Source organism: Ruegeria sp. C6, from assembly GCF_056537625.1.
Genome location: NZ_JBQFRW010000001.1, coordinates 1,212,922 through 1,230,016, shown reverse-complemented (window position 1 = coordinate 1,230,016; position 17,095 = coordinate 1,212,922). Strand labels below are relative to the sequence as shown.

General features: G+C 55.1%; 17 protein-coding genes. 5 read left to right on the top strand and 12 right to left on the bottom strand.

What is annotated here, in order from left to right; genetic code table 11:
* Positions 1–121 precede the first annotated feature (121 nt).
* On the top strand, positions 122–1,339 hold the full coding sequence (locus tag ACR0MJ_RS06135; RefSeq protein ID WP_480759905.1) for a tetratricopeptide repeat protein: 1,218 nt from the start codon (positions 122–124) through the stop codon (positions 1,337–1,339).
* A gap of 11 nt (positions 1,340–1,350) precedes the next feature.
* On the opposite strand, the gene ACR0MJ_RS06130 is transcribed toward ACR0MJ_RS06135, so the two are convergent.
* The 10 genes from ACR0MJ_RS06130 to guaA all read right to left on the bottom strand — a co-directional run bounded on the left by ACR0MJ_RS06130 (position 1,351) and on the right by guaA (position 11,428).
* Positions 1,351–1,965 carry a TetR/AcrR family transcriptional regulator gene (locus ACR0MJ_RS06130; protein ID WP_170393260.1) on the bottom strand — a complete coding sequence of 205 codons (615 nt, stop codon included), beginning with the start codon at positions 1,963–1,965 and terminating at the stop codon, positions 1,351–1,353.
* Positions 1,966–2,048: 83 nt separating this feature from the next.
* Positions 2,049–2,918 (bottom strand): polyphosphate kinase 2, encoded by an 870-nt coding sequence (ppk2, locus tag ACR0MJ_RS06125; RefSeq protein WP_170393259.1) that lies wholly within the window; start codon positions 2,916–2,918, stop codon positions 2,049–2,051.
* Between the two features lie 49 nt (positions 2,919–2,967).
* Positions 2,968–3,921, bottom strand: a complete 954-nt coding sequence (locus ACR0MJ_RS06120; RefSeq protein WP_480759903.1) for an alpha/beta fold hydrolase — start codon at positions 3,919–3,921, stop codon at positions 2,968–2,970.
* Positions 3,911–4,828, bottom strand: coding sequence for a homoserine O-acetyltransferase MetA (metA, locus tag ACR0MJ_RS06115; protein ID WP_170610376.1), 918 nt, complete (start codon positions 4,826–4,828; stop codon positions 3,911–3,913). The genes ACR0MJ_RS06120 and metA overlap by 11 nt, the downstream gene beginning before the upstream one ends.
* A gap of 38 nt (positions 4,829–4,866) precedes the next feature.
* Positions 4,867–5,739, bottom strand: a complete 873-nt coding sequence (locus ACR0MJ_RS06110) for an ATPase (RefSeq protein ID WP_480759899.1) — start codon at positions 5,737–5,739, stop codon at positions 4,867–4,869.
* A gap of 49 nt (positions 5,740–5,788) precedes the next feature.
* Positions 5,789–6,685, bottom strand: a complete 897-nt coding sequence (locus ACR0MJ_RS06105) for a DMT family transporter (protein ID WP_480759895.1) — start codon at positions 6,683–6,685, stop codon at positions 5,789–5,791.
* Between the two features lie 97 nt (positions 6,686–6,782).
* Positions 6,783–8,009 carry an OmpP1/FadL family transporter gene (locus ACR0MJ_RS06100; RefSeq protein WP_170393255.1) on the bottom strand — a complete coding sequence of 409 codons (1,227 nt, stop codon included), beginning with the start codon at positions 8,007–8,009 and terminating at the stop codon, positions 6,783–6,785.
* Positions 8,010–8,146: 137 nt separating this feature from the next.
* Positions 8,147–9,034: a DMT family transporter gene (locus ACR0MJ_RS06095; protein WP_480759893.1), complete on the bottom strand. Its 888-nt coding sequence runs from the start codon at positions 9,032–9,034 to the stop codon at positions 8,147–8,149.
* Positions 9,035–9,221: 187 nt separating this feature from the next.
* Positions 9,222–9,812, bottom strand: a complete 591-nt coding sequence (locus ACR0MJ_RS06090) for an acyltransferase (protein WP_170393253.1) — start codon at positions 9,810–9,812, stop codon at positions 9,222–9,224.
* A 56-nt stretch (positions 9,813–9,868) separates the two neighbouring features.
* Positions 9,869–11,428 carry a glutamine-hydrolyzing GMP synthase gene (guaA, locus tag ACR0MJ_RS06085; RefSeq protein WP_170421311.1) on the bottom strand — a complete coding sequence of 520 codons (1,560 nt, stop codon included), beginning with the start codon at positions 11,426–11,428 and terminating at the stop codon, positions 9,869–9,871.
* Between the two features lie 70 nt (positions 11,429–11,498).
* Here guaA and ACR0MJ_RS06080 point away from each other — a divergent pair, with 70 nt between their 5' ends.
* Positions 11,499–11,939 (top strand): GNAT family N-acetyltransferase, encoded by a 441-nt coding sequence (locus ACR0MJ_RS06080; RefSeq protein ID WP_480759887.1) that lies wholly within the window; start codon positions 11,499–11,501, stop codon positions 11,937–11,939.
* Positions 11,940–12,073: 134 nt separating this feature from the next.
* Positions 12,074–13,618, top strand: a complete 1,545-nt coding sequence (locus tag ACR0MJ_RS06075; protein WP_170393250.1) for a trimethylamine methyltransferase family protein — start codon at positions 12,074–12,076, stop codon at positions 13,616–13,618.
* On the opposite strand, the gene ACR0MJ_RS06070 is transcribed toward ACR0MJ_RS06075, so the two are convergent.
* Positions 13,619–13,918 (bottom strand): DUF6477 family protein, encoded by a 300-nt coding sequence (locus ACR0MJ_RS06070; RefSeq protein ID WP_170510658.1) that lies wholly within the window; start codon positions 13,916–13,918, stop codon positions 13,619–13,621.
* A 241-nt stretch (positions 13,919–14,159) separates the two neighbouring features.
* Here ACR0MJ_RS06070 and ACR0MJ_RS06065 point away from each other — a divergent pair, with 241 nt between their 5' ends.
* Complete coding sequence (locus ACR0MJ_RS06065; RefSeq protein WP_480759883.1) at positions 14,160–15,257, top strand: DUF6456 domain-containing protein; 1,098 nt, start codon at positions 14,160–14,162, stop codon at positions 15,255–15,257.
* 60 nt (positions 15,258–15,317) lie between these two features.
* Positions 15,318–16,241, top strand: a complete 924-nt coding sequence (locus ACR0MJ_RS06060; RefSeq protein WP_170562940.1) for a hydrogen peroxide-inducible genes activator — start codon at positions 15,318–15,320, stop codon at positions 16,239–16,241.
* Between the two features lie 51 nt (positions 16,242–16,292).
* Here the strand turns inward: ACR0MJ_RS06060 and ACR0MJ_RS06055 are convergent, their stop codons facing one another.
* Positions 16,293–16,841 carry a redoxin family protein gene (locus ACR0MJ_RS06055; RefSeq protein ID WP_480759881.1) on the bottom strand — a complete coding sequence of 183 codons (549 nt, stop codon included), beginning with the start codon at positions 16,839–16,841 and terminating at the stop codon, positions 16,293–16,295.
* Between the last annotated feature and the right edge of the window lie 254 nt (positions 16,842–17,095).

The window sequence follows — 17,095 nt, the reverse complement described above, 5'->3', positions numbered from 1 at the left end:
GTTCTTGACTGCCCAGGCGGATAACAAACAACGTGACACAGCGCCTTCTTTCTCGGATGAGGAGGTGCGAAGTGCTCTTGAGCGGGTATTGAACTCAGGTGGCTTCAAAGGATCTGCCCGAATGCGGGCCTTTCTTAGCTATGTCGTGACCGAAGCGCTTGCGGGCCGCAAGGATGAGATCCGCGCCAAGACCATTGCCATGGATGTTTATGGTTACAGCGCCGACGACTTGACCAAGCGGGAAGGGGTTGTGCGCGTCGATGCGGGTCGTGTCCGGCGAAAGCTAAAAGCTTACTACGGAGGTGATGGCGCAACTGATGCGGTGGTGATTTCGCTGCCTGTCGGTAGCTATGCACCCGAATTTACGCTGGGGAGTTCGCAAGCCCAGAACCCACAGGGCATTCGGCGAAGCGCGTTGGTCATCGCGTTCTTTCTGGCTTTGATTGGCGTAGGCATCTGGGTATCAGGCTATTATTCAAAGAATGAGCCACGCAGCGCTGTGGGCCGAGGGCAAAGCGCGATTTATGACGTATCTCCCGCCCGGGTAGAAGCGATAAACCTTTGCAGTGCTGGCCGCGATGTGATGTTCCCCGTCGTTGACCTATCGCGTCTGCAACCGGCTTTGCTGATTTTTGAGACGGCGATTGAACGAGATCCACTCTTTTTCTGTGGCTATGCCGGAGCGGCACAGGTCGAGACCATGCTGGCCATTTTGTTGTTCTTTGAACCGGATGCAGAAAAGTATTTGAAGTCTGCCAATGAAAAAAGCGCCCATGCGATGGATATCGCACCTGATGAGGCTTGGGCGCTTTCGGCGCGGGCCTGGCTGGAATTTGCACTGGGCAATTACGATCGGGCATCAGCCCTGTCTCGCAGAGCCGTTGATCTGGCCCCCACCGATCCGCATGTCGCTGAATTCGATGCACTTATTTCACTCTATACTCTGAATTTCGAGCGGATCCTGGCGCAATCTGAATGGTATGAAGAGCTTGCGGAACGCAGCGGCGGGCTTGTCTTTGGCAATGTACTAGGGTCTGTGCATTTTCATACCGGAGACTATGCAGCGGCGATCCGAACTTACGAGGACACGATCGAGCGCGGAGGACCATTTGGGCCGATATCAGCGGCCTATCTGATGGCCGCGCATTGGAACAATGGCGAACAAGTCGAGGCACGGCGTCTCGCCAATGTTTACCAGAAAACTTGGCCTGGTTTTCCGCTGGAGGCCCTGAAACGCCGCGTATTCAAAGAGTCGCAACCGGTTGATGCGCTTATTGCAGGCGTGAGGGCAGCGGGAGTCCCGTTGATCGACGGCGGGACCGCCCGCGAAAGTGATTGACTGGCAGGGTCTTATTCGTCCTGTGCGACCAGACCCAAACCGCGCAGATAGATACCAATTCCGCTCTCCAGAAGGTCTTCAGGCGGGAAGGGGGAACTTGCGCCGGTATTGCGTGCGAAAAGTTCGACAACACCATGGCTCATGGCCCAGATATGGGCGCTGAACATCGAAGCGGGCGGACGCTTCTCCGGCGGAATATGCTGCGACAGATCGCTGGCGGCCTTTTCAAGCACGTTTTTGGCCCGGTTCGCGGCCAGCGCCAGTTCCGGTGTACGATTGATTGAAATCCCGCTTTCGAACATCGCGATATAATAGCCGGGGTGCTTGCGGGCGAAGGCAAGATAGGCGCGGCCCGTGGCCTCAAACGCCGCAAGTGCCGAGGGTTGCCCTTTGTCATAGGCAAATTGCATCAGGTCGGCGAACATCTCAAACCCCTGACGGGCAGCCTCGGCGATCAGGTCCTCACGCCCTTCGAAATGGCGATAGACGGCTGCGGGAGTGACCCCAGCGGTCTTTGCGGCCTCTGACAATGTAAAACCGGTCGGTCCCTTCTGTTCGATCAGGGATAAGGCGGCCTCCATCAAGGCTTGCTTTAGGTTTCCGTGGTGATATCCGCGTTTCGTCATCCCGGCCTCAGGCGCGTTTTATTGTATATATGCAGCGGCCAGGGCCTAATCCAGCGTAGGCTGAGCAGAGTGTTGCAATTAGCTTATGCATCCCAGATTTCCGGACCACCACTGATCTTTTCATCCGGCATGCCCACCACTTCCAGGTTTTTGCCTTCGTAGTCGAGTTGGCTTAGCACGGTGCGAATGGCTGCCAGCCGGGCGCGTTTCTTGTCATCCGATCGAATGATCGTCCAAGGGCAGTTTTCGGAATGGCTTCGTGTAAGGGTTTCGGTAATCGACTGGCTGTATTCGTCCCATTTGTGTAGGCCTGCGATGTCGATCGGGCTGAGTTTCCACTGCTTCAGAGGGTCGGTTTCGCGGGCAAGAAAGCGGTTAAGCTGCTCGGCGCGCCCGACATTCAGCCAGAACTTGAAGATATGTATGCCATCATTGCTAAACCCGGTTTCCAAGGGCAGGACCTGCCTGAAAAAACGTTCACGCTCTTCCGTCGTGCAGAAGCCAAAGACATTTTCGACAACGCCCCGATTATACCAACTGCGATCAAAAAACACGATTTCACCAGCCGATGGGAGATGAGAGATATAGCGTTGGAAATACCATTGGCTGCGTTCTGCGTCCGAGGGTTTGCTAAGCGCCACGTTCCGCGCGCCCCTTGGGTTCAAATTCTCGCGAAACCGTTTGATGGTTCCGCCTTTGCCAGCGGCGTCACGGCCCTCGAACAGGATAGCGATGCGCTGGTCATTCTCCTTGACCCATCGCTGCATCTTGACCAGCTCAATTTGCAGACCTTCCATCTGCTGATCGTATTCCTTGCCTTTAAGCTTTTTGGAGTAGGGGTAGGTCGGGTTCAGAATTTCACCCTTCTTGGCCTCTTCAATAGCCGAGCGTATGGGTTTTGGGGCGTGGTTGTGAAAATAGTTCTCGATAGTGTCCGGGTCTGATTGGGTCATGCACGGCCTCGCCATAAAATCCATATCTTACTATGAATTACGGATGGACTTAACGCAAACCCGCGCGCTCGGCTGCGCGGTCGATTGCGGCGGCAACCTCTGGGGCTGCCACGACCTGCGGCATGTGTCCGATACCGTCCAACTCGATCAGCTCAGCGCCAGGGATTTGTTCGATCAGGCGCTCGGAGTGCCAGCCCAGCCCGACAGTCGTATCCGCCGTACCGTGGACAATTTCGGTTGGCACGGAGATCTCGCCATAGCGGGGTTGAAGCTCGGTGATTTCATCCAGCAGATTTGCACGCTGTTTGGCATTTGCGTGCATCGAAGACTGGCGCATGGTCAAGCCCGGCCCGAAATGCTCGGCATATCCTTCGGGGGCTTTTTGCGGTGCAAACACCTGGTCCAATGCCTTCGTAACAAACCAGTCAGGAACAAATGCGCTGACCAAAGGCAAGGCAAGGGCGTTGCCCGCTGTCGTCGCACCAATAGTGTTGAACGCGTCCAGAGGTGTTTCCCACGGGATCGCCGCCGGAGCGATCAGGACCAAAGCTGCGATGTTGTCGGGCCGGGTGACAGCCCAGGCAAGCGAAACCGAACCGCCATAGCTTTGCCCGGCGACGATCGGTTTTTCTGCGCCTAGTTTCGATGCGGCTCGTTGTAGGATTTCCGATTGTTCGACAATGGTTTCGCCGTCGGAGTTAAAGCTATCTGAGTATCCAAGACCCGGGCGGTCAAAGACGATGACGCGATAGGTCTCGGCCAGAATTGGGGCCAGCGCAAAAGTCATGTCGCGCGTGTTTCCGCTGGACCCGTGGATAAGCACCACATCCGGCCCTACGCCCATCACTACGGCATGCACAGCAACGCCATTGACATCGACGATCTGGCCTTCTGGCGGAAACGAAGCCTCGGCGCTGCTTTCACGCTGCGCGCTGCGCCATGCGGTCACAAGGGCGAGACCCACAAGCGCAACGCTGAGCGATATCAAAAGCTTACTGGCCAATTTTACTCATATCAAACGGGGTTGTCTGGTAAATTTCATTGATCCAGTTACCATAAAGCAGATGCGCGTGACTGCGCCACCTGTTCTGAGGGTTCTGGCTTGGATCATCGTCGGGATAGTAGTTGATAGGCACATTAATCGGCGTGTTATTTGCGATGTCCCGGTCATATTCCTGTTTGAGCGTATCGCTGTCATACTCAAAGTGATTGAAGATATAGAGCGCCCGATGCACGGGATCTTCGATCAGGCAGGGGCCGACATCATCACTGCCAAGCAGGGTGATCAGATCAGGAACCGCATCGATCTCGTATTGCCGCATCTCGGTCCAGCGGCTAACGGGTATCACGCAATCATCAGAAAAACCACGCAAAAATGGAGACGCGGGTGCAAGGTTCCGGTGCCGGAAGCAGCCAAAGGCCTTCGCATCCAGCATGTGTTTTTCAACGTCGTGGAAATGGTTGATCATCGCCATACCACCCCAGCATACGCCGAATGTGGAATGCACATTGGTCTGGGTCCACTCAAACACTTCGCGGATTTCATCCCAATAGGTGACGTCAGCGAAATCCAGATGTTCGATTGGTGCACCGGTTATGATCAGGCCGTCGAACTTCTGGTTCTTCACCTCCTGAAAAGGATGGTAGAACTCGGCCATATGCTCGGCGGCGGTATTCTTGGTCTGATGTTCCGTCATGCGGATCAGCGATAGCTCGATCTGCAGTGGGGTTGCTCCGATCAGGCGTGCGAACTGGTTTTCGGTCTGTATCTTCTTTGGCATCAGGTTCAAAAGCCCGATCCGAAGGGGGCGAATATCCTGCCGTGCGGCCTGATCATCAGCCATGACCATGACGCCCTCATTTGTCAGGACTTCAAAGGCGGGCAGGTCAGAGGGGATTTTGATCGGCATTTGGTCACGCTGTTGAAACTGCGAAGGAAGTCTGGAACTTAGGCGGGGTTGGGGCGGGTCTCAAGGGTGCGTTCGATCAACTCATCGAAATCGCCACTATCCCGCACTTTGGCGATGTCATCGGCTGCTATTGTAACGCCCCAATTTCGGGCCATCGCTTCATAGCGTGGCTGCCGGTGCGCCAGCGCTTGCGCATAGGTCCAGCGGATGAATGCATCCGGATCAACCTTGGTGCCGGAACACTTGTTGAGGGCGAGGTATTCGTCCCAAACCCGCTGCAGGAACTCGGCCTTATAGGACATAGGCTTTGGTGCCTTGTCGAAGCGTTTGATCAGTTCTTCTGTGTGGGCTTCATCGCCCTTGATCCAGATCATCAGGGTCTGGCGCGACAATTCGGTCAGAATGTGGTCATTTGGATTTTCAGGCTCTACCCATTCGCAGATTGACCCGCCGGTATCGCAGATAAAGTGTGGATAGCTATAAAGACGATTGGCCCGGTCTATGAAATACTTGGTATCCAACAGGGCATGGATTTCGGCCTGCCGAAACTGGTCTTGCCGCAGCTGATATTCCGAGATTTCAAGGCCGCCCAGATCGGGATTGCCCGGCTTGCCCAGATAAGTCGACACCGGGGTCAGGTTCTGAAACGTGATGTTCGACCCGATATATATTGAATCCGACAGCAAAAGTTCGCGGAGAAAGGGTACTTTCATCGCCTCAGCCTTGGCATTGTCCGCGATATGTTCGCCCATATAGCGGGTGCCGATGCGGTAATCGATTGAATAGTGGAACCAGTCCCCGGCATCTCGCAGCGTGTTTGAGACATAGGATTTTCCCAACCCGGACATACCGAAGAACAACACCTTCTTTCGCGTAGCCTGACGCCAGTCCGTTGCTGAGTTGTAGATCATAATCCGCCGTCCCTTGTTTTGCCCTAGCTAAAACGGGCCGCTGGCGGCGTCAATCGCGTCGGCGAGATCGGCTGAGGATGAGCAAGCCGATCGCCAGTACCGTAAAGCCGACAAAAGCACGTGGTGGCAAAGCTTCATCGCGCACCAAAGCACCCATTAGGATTGCGATTGGCGGAATGATGAGCGTTACGAGCAGAACATTGCCGCTGCCTGCTTGTTGTAGCACCCGATAGTACAGCAAATAGGCTCCGGCTGTCGCCAGCAGGGCGTAATAGGCGATTGCCAGCCAAGTTTGCAGGGGCAGGGTGAAGGTAGGAACTCCATCGACCAACAACATAACAGGCGTCATCAGGATCGCGGATCCGGTCAACATACCTGCCGCGGCGATCTTAGGGGGAAGGGCGCTCATGTGGCTACGCGCCCAGATGGCTGCAAACGCATAAGAAAGCGTCCCAGCCAGGATCGCAACCTGACCCAGGTTGCTTGGGTTTAGGTTGCTAAACTGTCTGAGGCCAATTGTGATTGAAACGCCCAGAAACCCAAGCCCTACGCCAAGGAGGCGGGTTTTGGTCAGCCTCTCGTCGCGAAAAAACAAGGCCGCTAAAAGGACGCCGAAGATCGCGGTGGCAGCGTTCAGAATCGATGTCAGCCCAGTTTCGACATAGAGCTGCCCCCAGGCCATAAGCGAGAATGGCAGGACATTGTTCAACAGCCCCATGATCAGAAAAATACCCCAGACCTTCGGATCGCTCGGGACCGGTTGGCGTTGAAAGATGATGACGATCCACAACGCCAGCGCTGCCCAAAAAACCCTGTGGAAAACTGATGTTATGACGGGAATCGTATCAAGTGCGATTCGGATCGCAAGGAATGACATTCCCCAAATGACACCAAGCAGTATCAATTCGGACCAAGTGCGAGCTGTGAGTGTTTTCTGAGAAGTCATGGCTTGTTCTGGCATCTCTCAATCAGAATATCGACCCGGAACATGCGAAAAAGCCCCACCGAGATGGCGGGGCTTAATATGCACATTTGCATCTGCTTTAGTTCAGCGCGTAAGTCACCTGAATACCAACGCTCCATGCGCTGTTGCCAGTGAACGTGGCACGGTTATCGGGGCCAGTACCGTTGGCAGTGGCATCCCCAATATCCGTATAGCGTACACCACCGGAAATCTTGGCCTTTTCAAGAGAGTAAGTGCCGCCCAGACCGATACTCCAGAACCCATCCGTCGGGCCTAGGTTCGAGACCGAGTTCCCCTGAGAGCTCTCGTAACCCAGCGTTACCGCGCCAGAGAATTCTTCGCTGAACTGATAGCCGAGACCCAGTGAGTAGGTCCATGTCGCCTCTTCGTAGTCGACCAGGTTAATACCTGTCAGACCAGTATAGACCGGCGGTGCGTACACGGTTTGCGGCCAGTCAACCCAACGGATCGAACCAAACAACAGCGTTTTTGGCGCGACACCTGTCTGGAAATCGAGATTGACCGATTGAGGCGTCACAACCTCGGTCGATGAATCGGCGCTGACGCGACCCACGACGGGTATTCCGGGTGGAACAATTCCAGTGATGGCATCGTTCGCTTCGGTCTGCGATAGATCATGTGTGATTTTCGAGTTATAGGTCAGAGCGACCCGTGCGGCGATATCTGGCCGTTCCCAAGCAACACCGACAACGTAACCGAAATCGATCTCGGCATCGGTTTCAACGCGGTATCCGCCGGACGCGAATGGTGTTGTGCTTGCACCAGCGATCGGAACTGAAACACTTGCTTTCAGACGCTGGGCGCGGAGACCACCGATAACACTGAAGCCACCATCCAATTTGTAGCGAAGCAAAGCCGTGATCGCATCGGTATCTGCTTTTGCGCGAAGCACGTCAGTTGTTGCTCCGGGAAGACCTGCCAGAGCCAAGACATTCTGCGACAAGGGATAATCCGAAGAATAGTCGATATCCGCGCCAAACGGCTCGTCATAAACCAGCGCGAAGTCGAGCTTTTCAGTCAAAGAAGTCTTGTATGCCAGATGCGGCGTGAAAAAGCTGTTCGAGACATTGCCCGAGTCAATCGTTTCCCCAAACGTCGGGCTGGTCGGGATTTGATCCTCCATCGATCCGCTTACATCCGGCTTTGTATACCCAAGCCGAAACTGCACGACAGATCCCTCTTCGAACAGGATGTTAACACCTTGCCCACTTCGGTCTAGGCCGCCGGCCTGCGCCGCGGTTGCCCCAATGCACAACGCGCATGTGTGCAACAACACTCGTTTCATATATTCCTCCCTACACTGTCCAAATTGCCTGTTATACGCATCCTCATTGGGCGTATTCGGCCTCGTTACCGCTTTTTACTGTCTTAAACTTTAAAATTGGGTCAACCGGTGACGGAGCGTTATTCAGCAAAATAGCTCTATGCGGGTGTTGCTGAATTGCTACGGTTCTCGGACCAAACGTTCAGGAAAATCCCGGCAAAGATCACCACGGCCCCCAGAAGCGTCCAGTGATCCAGCGGCTCGTGATAAAGGACCATCCCGAGGATCGCGATGGTCGGAAGGCGTGCAAAATCAAACGGCACGACCACGGTCGCAGGCGCGATGGCCAGGGCATTGGTAATACAGTAGTGGGCCAATAGGCCTGCCAAGCCGACAAGCAAAAGAAGCGGCGCAGTCGTTAAGGTTGGAAGTGTGATTTGCCCATCCAAACCTGATGCAACCAGACCCAAACCGGCCTGCATCAAAGTAAGCCAGAACATAATGCATCCGATGCTGGCTGTGCGCGTTAAGGACTTGGTCGATATTGCTGTTAACGCGAAGAAAATCGCAGATGCGGCCGCAGCAATAACGCCGGGACTAAGTGTGGCGGCTCCTGGACGGGCCACAATGAGAATCCCGGCAAATCCGATCAGGGCTGCGGTCAGACGCAAAGCGGTCAACCTCTCGTGCAGCAGCAGTGGGGACAGCAGGATCACCCAGATGGGCTGAGTGAATTCGAGTGCAAAGACCTGGGCCAACGGGATCACCGTTACTGCATAGAACCACAGGTTCTGCCCGGTGAAATGCAACACGTTTCGAATACCATGCAAACCAATACGTTCGGTGGTTACCTGATGCCATTTGCGTGAAGCCGAGAGGACGATTGCCACCACGCAGATACCAACTAGGCTGCGATAGAACATGATCTCAAAGGTGTCGTGCGTCACGCTCAGCTCGCGGCCGGCAATGGCCATCGATGTGAATGAGGCGATCGCCCCTGTCATCCACAGCGCCGCCTTACCGATCTGCATTTTATTGCTGTTCATGAGATCTCTTACATGTGCCGTGGTGCAACGGGCTGAATAGATTGCGTTTTACCCGATGAAGCAAGGCTAAATGTAAGTCTGGCCGTCTATGATCGCATTGCGTGAGCGGCTTAGATGATGCCAGTATTCTGACGCGAACCCGCAAATAAAAGGGGTTCTTAGCCGTTCGGCGTGCTGGCACTGATACTCAGGTGGTCGGCAGAGCTTTGCTGACCGAATCGCCGTTCAACACGTATCGAGCACCGGTATGAGGGCAGGTAACCTCACCACGACCAGTGAGAGGTAAATCCAACTGCTCGCCATACTCGCTCATCCAGCCAATCTGTTTTGCAGCGACGCCCACCATCAGTGCGTATGGCTTCACGTCAGCATTAACAACGGCACCTGCGCCGATAAACGCGTATTCCCCGATTGTGGCACCGCAAACGATCGTGCAATTGGCGCCCAGCGTGGCCCCTTTCTTTACCAGAGTATTGCGGTATTCGGCCTTTCGTTCGATCAATGAACGCGGGTTGTACACATTCGTGAACACCATGCTCGGCCCACAGAATACGCCATCTTCCAGCGTGATGTTGTCATAGATCGAAACGTTGTTCTGAATTTTGCAATCGTCGCCAATTATGACCTTGTTCCCAACGAAGACATTCTGCCCGAGTGAAACATTTCGGCCCAGTTTGGCGCCGCCGCAGATGTGCACCCAATGCCAGATTCGGCAGCCATCTCCGATCTGCGCGCCTTCATCGACGATTGCCGTTTCATGTACCGAGTAGTTGCTCATCGAATTGTCCTTCTCCCGTCAAATGCGGTGCATTTCAGCACTATCGAGGGGGAAAATCATTCCCATTCAATCGTTCCGGGAGGTTTTGAGGTGATGTCGTAAGTGCATCGGTTGATGCCCTTGACTTCGTTGATGATACGCGTGGCGGTTTCACCGAGGAATTCGTGGCTGAACGGATAGTAGTCCGCTGTCATGCCATCGACGGATGTGACCGCGCGGAGGGCGCAGGCATAATCGTATGTTCGTCCATCCCCCATTACACCGACTGTGCGCACCGGAAGAATGGCGACAAAGGCCTGCCAAATCTCATCATACAGACCATGTTTGCGAATCTGGTCGATATAGATGGCATCGGCTTCGCGCAGGATCTCAAGCTTTTCGCGAGTTATCTCACCCGGGCAGCGAATGGCAAGGCCGGGGCCGGGGAAGGGGTGGCGACCGATGAAGCTGTCGGGCAGGCCCAACTCGCGGCCCAACGCGCGGACCTCGTCCTTGAAGAGTTCACGCAGAGGCTCGACCAGCTTCAAACCCATCTTTTCAGGCAGGCCACCCACATTGTGGTGCGATTTGATGGTCACAGATGGACCGCCCGAAAACGACACGGATTCAATCACATCTGGATACAGGGTGCCCTGTGCCAAGAACTCGGCGCCGTCGATTGTATCGGCGTGTTTCTGGAACACGTCGATGAACAGCTTACCGATAATCTTGCGCTTGGTTTCAGGATCGGATTGTCCATCAAGTTCACCCAGGAACAGTTCGCTTTCGTCCGCGTGGATCAACTGGATATTGTAATTGTCGCGGAACATGCCGACGACTTCGGCAGCCTCGTTCTTGCGTAGCAGCCCATGGTCGACAAACACGCAGGTCAGCTGATCGCCAATCGCCTCATGTATCAGGATCGCCGCAACCGAGCTGTCGACACCGCCAGACAAGCCACAAATGACTTTTTTGTCCCCGACCTGTTCGCGGATTTTGCGTATCATCTCGTCCCGATAAGCCCCCATGGTCCAATCGCCCTTGAACCCTGCCAGTTTGACAAAATTCTCATAGAGCTTTGCACCCTTGGGTGTGTGATGAACCTCGGGGTGAAATTGCACCGCATAGAAATGACGCGAGGCGTCGGCCGTGATGGCGTACGGCGCGTTGGGTGAAGTACCGAACACCTCAAAACCCGGAGCGATTTCGCTGACATGATCGCCGTGGCTCATCCAGACCTGTTCGTCACCCTCGGCGAACCAGCCATCAAGGATATCAAGCCGATTATTCGGAGTAACAAATGCGCGGCCAAACTCTGCAGTGCCGTGCCCGCTTTCAACCTTGCCGCCCAGTTGATGCATCATCACCTGCTGACCATAACAGATGCCCAGGATCGGCACGCCGTAGTCAAAAATCTCTTGCGGGGCGCGGGGTGAACCCTCGCGCGTAACACTGTCAGGGCCGCCCGAAAAAATGACGGCCTTGGGCGCCATCTCTCGCACGAAATCCATCGTGACGTTCTGGTAGGGGTGGATTTCGCAATAGACGTTCAGTTCGCGCAAGCGGCGGGCAATAAGCTGCGTCACCTGGCTGCCGAAGTCGATGATCAAAAGGCGGTCATGGCTGTCTTGGGTCATGATTGGCTATTAGGTCGCAAGCCTTGCTTGTGCAAGCGTAATGACGTCAATTCAGCGAGGAGGCTGATACATGACCACCATAAAACTCAGAACTGCCGAACGAAGCGACGCCAAGTCGATACAAGTTTGTATCGCAAGCGCTTATGCCGATGCGATGAGAGACATTGTCGATCTGCCGGATGTTGCGTCTGGTATCGAGGAAGAGATCGCAGAGCATCAGGTCGTCATTGCTGAAGTGGACGGTACACTTCTCGGTGTCATCATATTTGATCAACAGGCCGAGGCTATGATGATATTCAATCTCGCCGTTTCGCCAGAGGCTCAGGGCAAAGGTGTTGCGCGGCAATTACTTGCAGTTGCTGAAGCTGAGGCTGTTGAGCTTGGGCTTTCTATCCTGCGCTTGCGGACTCACCGATTGATGCACGCGACCCGTGAAATGTACACCCATCTGGGTTGGGTGGAGGTCGAGGAGGCAGGGAATTCTGTCGTCATGCAGAAATGGGCAAAGTAGGGACTGACAGACATATGTCGCTGTGGCCTACAGTTCATGTCGCTTTTACCTCTAGAGCGCCGTAAACTACCTGTGGCGGAGTTTGCCGTTCATGTAACACATCTACCAAACCAACCAATCACGGGATTTACTCAATGGCAGAGGCAAACACCCGGCGCAGGGCACGGGGTGGCGGTGGTGCCGCCCGTCGTGCCGAGCGTACGGCGGTCAAGATCGAAACCGCGAAATATATCGAACGCAATATCCCCAATTTCGAGGTCCTCAACGAAGAGGCGCTGGAGATTATCGAAACCAATGCGGAAACCGTATTGGCTGAGATTGGCGTCAATTTCGTAGACAATCCGGCAGCGCTTGAGCGCTGGAAAGACGCGGGTGCAGATGTGGATGGTGAGCGCGTCCGCCTGCCGCGCGGCCTGGCACGTGAGCTGATCAAGACCGCCCCTAGCGAATTTACCCAGCACGCCCGCAATCCCGAGAAATCGGTAGTCATCGGCGGCCGCAATATGGTTCTGGCTCCGGTCTATGGTCCTCCGTTTGTACGCGATGCGCAAGGCGGACGTCGTTACGCGACAATGGACGATTTCAACAAGTTCGTGAAGCTGGCCTACATGTCCAAGTGGCTGCACCATTCGGGCGGTACGGTCTGCGAACCGACAGATATTCCGGTAAACAAGCGCCATTTGGACATGCTGATGGCGCATATGACTCTGTCCGACAAACCGTTCATGGGTTCGGTCACTGATCCCAGCCGGGCGCAGGATTCGATCGAGATGTGCGAGATCCTGTTCGGCAAAGAGTTCGTGCAGAACAACACCGTGATGACATCTTTGACCAACATCAACTCGCCGATGACCTTTGACGACGTGATGATGGGTTCTCTGGAAGTTTATGCCGCAAACAATCAGGCCTGCATTATTTCGCCGTTCATCGTGGGTGGTGCTATGGCACCGGTTTCGGTCGCGGGCACGCTGACGCAGGTTCTGGCCGAGGTCATGGCAGGTGTAGCATATAGCCAGATCATCCGTCCGGGTGCTCCTGCGATCTTTGGGGCGTTCGTATCGTCGATCGACATGAATTCAGGAGCGCCGACCTTTGGCACCCCAGAGGCTTCGCACGTCACTTATGGCGCGGGTCAGTTGGCGCGCCGACTGGGTCTACCATATCGCTCTGCGGGTTCGTTCTGTGGTTCAAAATTGCCGGATGCGCAAGCTGCGTATGAGACCGCGAATTCGTTGAACATGGGTCTTATGTCGGGCGTGAATTTCATGCTGCATTCCTGCGGTTGGCTCGAAGGCGGCTTGGTGGCGGATTTCGAGAAATTCGTCATGGATGCCGATCAGTTGGGCGTCTTGCACGGATTGGCCAAAGGTGTGGCCTATGATGAGAATGCACAGGCGATGGACGCCATCCGCGAAGTCGGTCCCGGAGGTCACTATTTGGGTTGTGCCCATACGCAAGCCAACTTCAAGGAAGCGTTCTGGAAAACCGATCTCTTGGATTATAAGCCGTTTGAGACCTGGGAAGAAGAAGGCGCCCGCGATACACGGACGCTGGCTTCGGCACGGGTTGAGCATCTGTTGGCGAACTACCAGCAGCCGCAGCTTGACCCTGATGTAAAGGCTGCGCTCGACGCATATGTTGCCGAAAAGAAAGCATCGATGCCGGACGCGTTCACCTGATTACTGATACTGCGTGGCGCGACTGGCCTGATACAGTTGCGCTTCGCCATTTAATGCAATCAGCAGATCAAGATGGCGCACCAGTGAATAGGCCGCGTCTTCTTCGATGCGTTGCGCGTTAATCTCACGCTCCAATTCCAGCAAACGGATCAACGCTGCACCAGTGCCCGGTGTTGATCCATATCCAAGAAGCCGTTGCAGGTGGCGGTCGCGATTATAGTCCTGCACCCCGATCTTGGCGGCACGGGCCAGTAATCGCGGGCGGCGGAGTGTGGTGATCATGGTCATCAGGTCCTGCACGGCAGCTTTCCTTCTTTTTCAATTTCGCTGTCTGAAATGTGACACAACCTAAGCGGGTGTTGCCTTGTGCGGGATCACCCCGAACTATGGTTTCACCACTGTTTATCTTTTTGAATCAATTCTGCTCTGTGCCGTCAGTGATTAACGAACGAGTAACGAAAGCAACTCTAGTTAGATTTGGTTAACTAAGAATCCGACGGCTAAAACTGTCAGTTTGTTTTGTCGACGAGGGCGAAGAAATATGGAAAACAGCGTGGCATTCACTGTTCCGGCATGGGTTCCCGAAGGGGCGCAACGATATCTGGACCATACGGAGTCAGGGCGATCTATCCGGGATATTGCGCGGTCCGCAGGGTGCCATGCCTCGACCATTCTGCGTCAGATCCGCAGGGTTGAGATGCGCAGGGACGATCCTTTGGTGGATGCAGCTCTGCATTCTCTGGCCCAGTCACACTTTGCGCCAATGGAGCGCACAGGTTCTTCATTTGCAATCCTGACGTCTGAGGCAGGACGGCCCGAAGCCCAAGACGACGAATTCGAGCGCGAGTCGCTGCGTGTACTGAGGCGCATGTGTGAATCCGGTGCCGTGCTTGCCGTGGCCGAGGATATGGACAAGGCTGTTGTGGTTCGGGACAACGGCAAAGGAGGAACTACCAAAACAGCAGTTGTAGATTGCCGGATCGCGCAGGCTCTGGCGCTGAATGATTGGATTTCATGCGATAGTCCGGGTCGAATCTCGCGCTACCGGATTTCAACCCCGGGCAGGGCTGCGCTAAGTCATTTGATTGCCGAGGCCGAAAATCGAGCGCGCACGCAGAATGAATTTGGCATGGCGGAAGCGCAGGCCGCATTCAAACCCGCAACTGCGGGTGCAAGGGCGCCATCACAGCCTCGCGTCCGTTACAGCACTGTGGAAAGCCCGCTGATCGCTTTGGCGCGCCGCCGCGACCGGGATGGCAAGCCGTTTCTGGATGAAACTCTGGTGAGCGCGGGCGAGCGCTTGCGTGAGGATTTCGAACTGGCCCAGATCGGACCTCAGGTCACACAAAATTGGGATCGCTTTCTGACAGGCGGTGGACGCGGTGACTTTGCCTCGGACAGCCATGTGGGGCGAGGACCTTCTGGTGCCAGGGATCGTGTGGCTCGCGCGCTGTCTGACCTTGGGCCGGGTTTGAGCGACGTCGCGCTGCGCTGTTGTTGCTATCTAGAAGGGCTTGAGCTGGCTGAAAAGCGGATGGGCTGGTCTGCGCGATCAGGCAAGATCGTTCTGCGGATCGCGTTGCAAAGGCTGAAGCGCCACTACGAGGACCAGACCGAGCGGGATCGGATGATCGGCTGAACGATTCATACAGCCATATACCGGCCTTGCGGAAATGACCCCAAATGATAGTCAGGGGTTATGAATTTCACCTTCCGCCAGCTGCAATATTTCCAGGCCGTCGCCGAACAGCGTAACTTTGGCCGTGCCGCGCAGGTCTGCCATGTTTCGCAGCCTGCGCTTTCAGTTCAAATCAAGTCACTGGAAGACTCGATCGGTGGGCCGTTGTTCGAACGGCAGGCCCGCGACATCCTGTTGACACCACTTGGTCGAGACGTTTTGGACTATGCCCAACATGTCCTGAACGCGGCCGAACGGTTGGACCGGTTTGCACGCGACCATTCGGGTGGCCATAGGTCCCTGTCGATCGGGATTATTCCTACGGTTGCACCATATTTGCTGCCGGGGGTGCTAGCCGGGTTGCGGGCTGCGGATGTCTCGTTGCGGGTTCAGATTCGTGAGGCTCGGACCGAGCGGCTGCTATCCATGTTGGGCTTGGGCGAAATAGATGCCGCCGTACTGGCGCTGCCCCTGGGAAATGGAACTTTCCACGAAGAGCCACTGTTCGAAGATCGGTTCTTGCTGGCAGGAAGTCAGACTCGCTTGAATCGATTGACCATCAGCCCGGAAGAGTTGCGGCCTGTGGACTTGAAGACAGCGCAATTGATGCTGTTGGAAGACGGGCACTGCCTGACAGATCAGGCGCTAGAAGTTTGCGGTCAGGATCGTACCAGCGGCCAAATTAATATGGGTGCGTCCTCACTTGCCACGTTGTCGCGTTTGGTCGCCGAAGGGTTTGGCCTGACGTTGATGCCTGAACTTGCGGCGCAGGCCGAGACGGATGCAGTCCCTGGTCTGCGATTGTTGCGATTTGGTGCGCCGCAACCGGCGAGGACCATTGGCCTGGTGCGTCGCAGCTCGACCGGAGCGGAGGAGTGGTTCGATCGATTGGCGCAAGTAATCCGGCAGGTCGGTGAAGACGTGGTAGCTAAAACTCGAACCTAACGAAAAAGGCCCGCCGAAATGGCGGGCCTTTCAAAGTAGGGCATGACAGGATTATGCCAGCGCCGGTTCGCGGGCTTCGTCCAGATGCTTCATCAGGTTTTCTGGGGACGACACGCCGTAAGGGTCTTCGGGGCAGTTATCCATCAGGCCGGGCTCTTCGAACCATGCCTCCACAACGCCATCGTTGACGATGGCTGCGTAACGCCACGAGCGCATGCCAAAGCCCAGATTGTCCTTGTCGACCAGCATGCCCATTTTACGCGTGAACTCACCGGACCCATCAGGAATGACCTTGACGTTTTCCAGACCCTGATCGGCGGCCCATTTGTTCATGACAAAGCTGTCGTTGACGGACATGCAGTAGATTGCATCGATGCCCTTGGCCGCAAAATCGCCGTGGCCTTTTTCGAAACCAGGCAATTGATAGGTCGAGCATGTCGGGGTGAATGCGCCGGGCAGCGAGAACAGGATAACGCGCATGCCTGCAAAGTAATCTGCAGTTGTCTTGTCTTCCCAACGGAACGGGTTGGGGCCTTCGACGGCCTCATCGCGGACACGGGTGTGGAAGGTTACGTCAGGCAGTTTTGCACCGGTTTTCATCATCAAACTCCTGTGATTCACATATGTTTGCCGCGAGAGTTAAAATGATTCTAACTCGGCTTCAATGATATATATGCTGCAAAAGCATAATATCTTTGATGGCGATAAAGCATTATAAGTAATGCGTAAAATGATGTTCGTGGTCACTTTCGCTGCACGAGCGTAGACGTGCCGCATAGCGGCTATGCGCCGCTGGTGTAACCAAATGAGTCGGTCTATGTTATGAACTAAGAAAATTGACCCAAAGTCAGGAA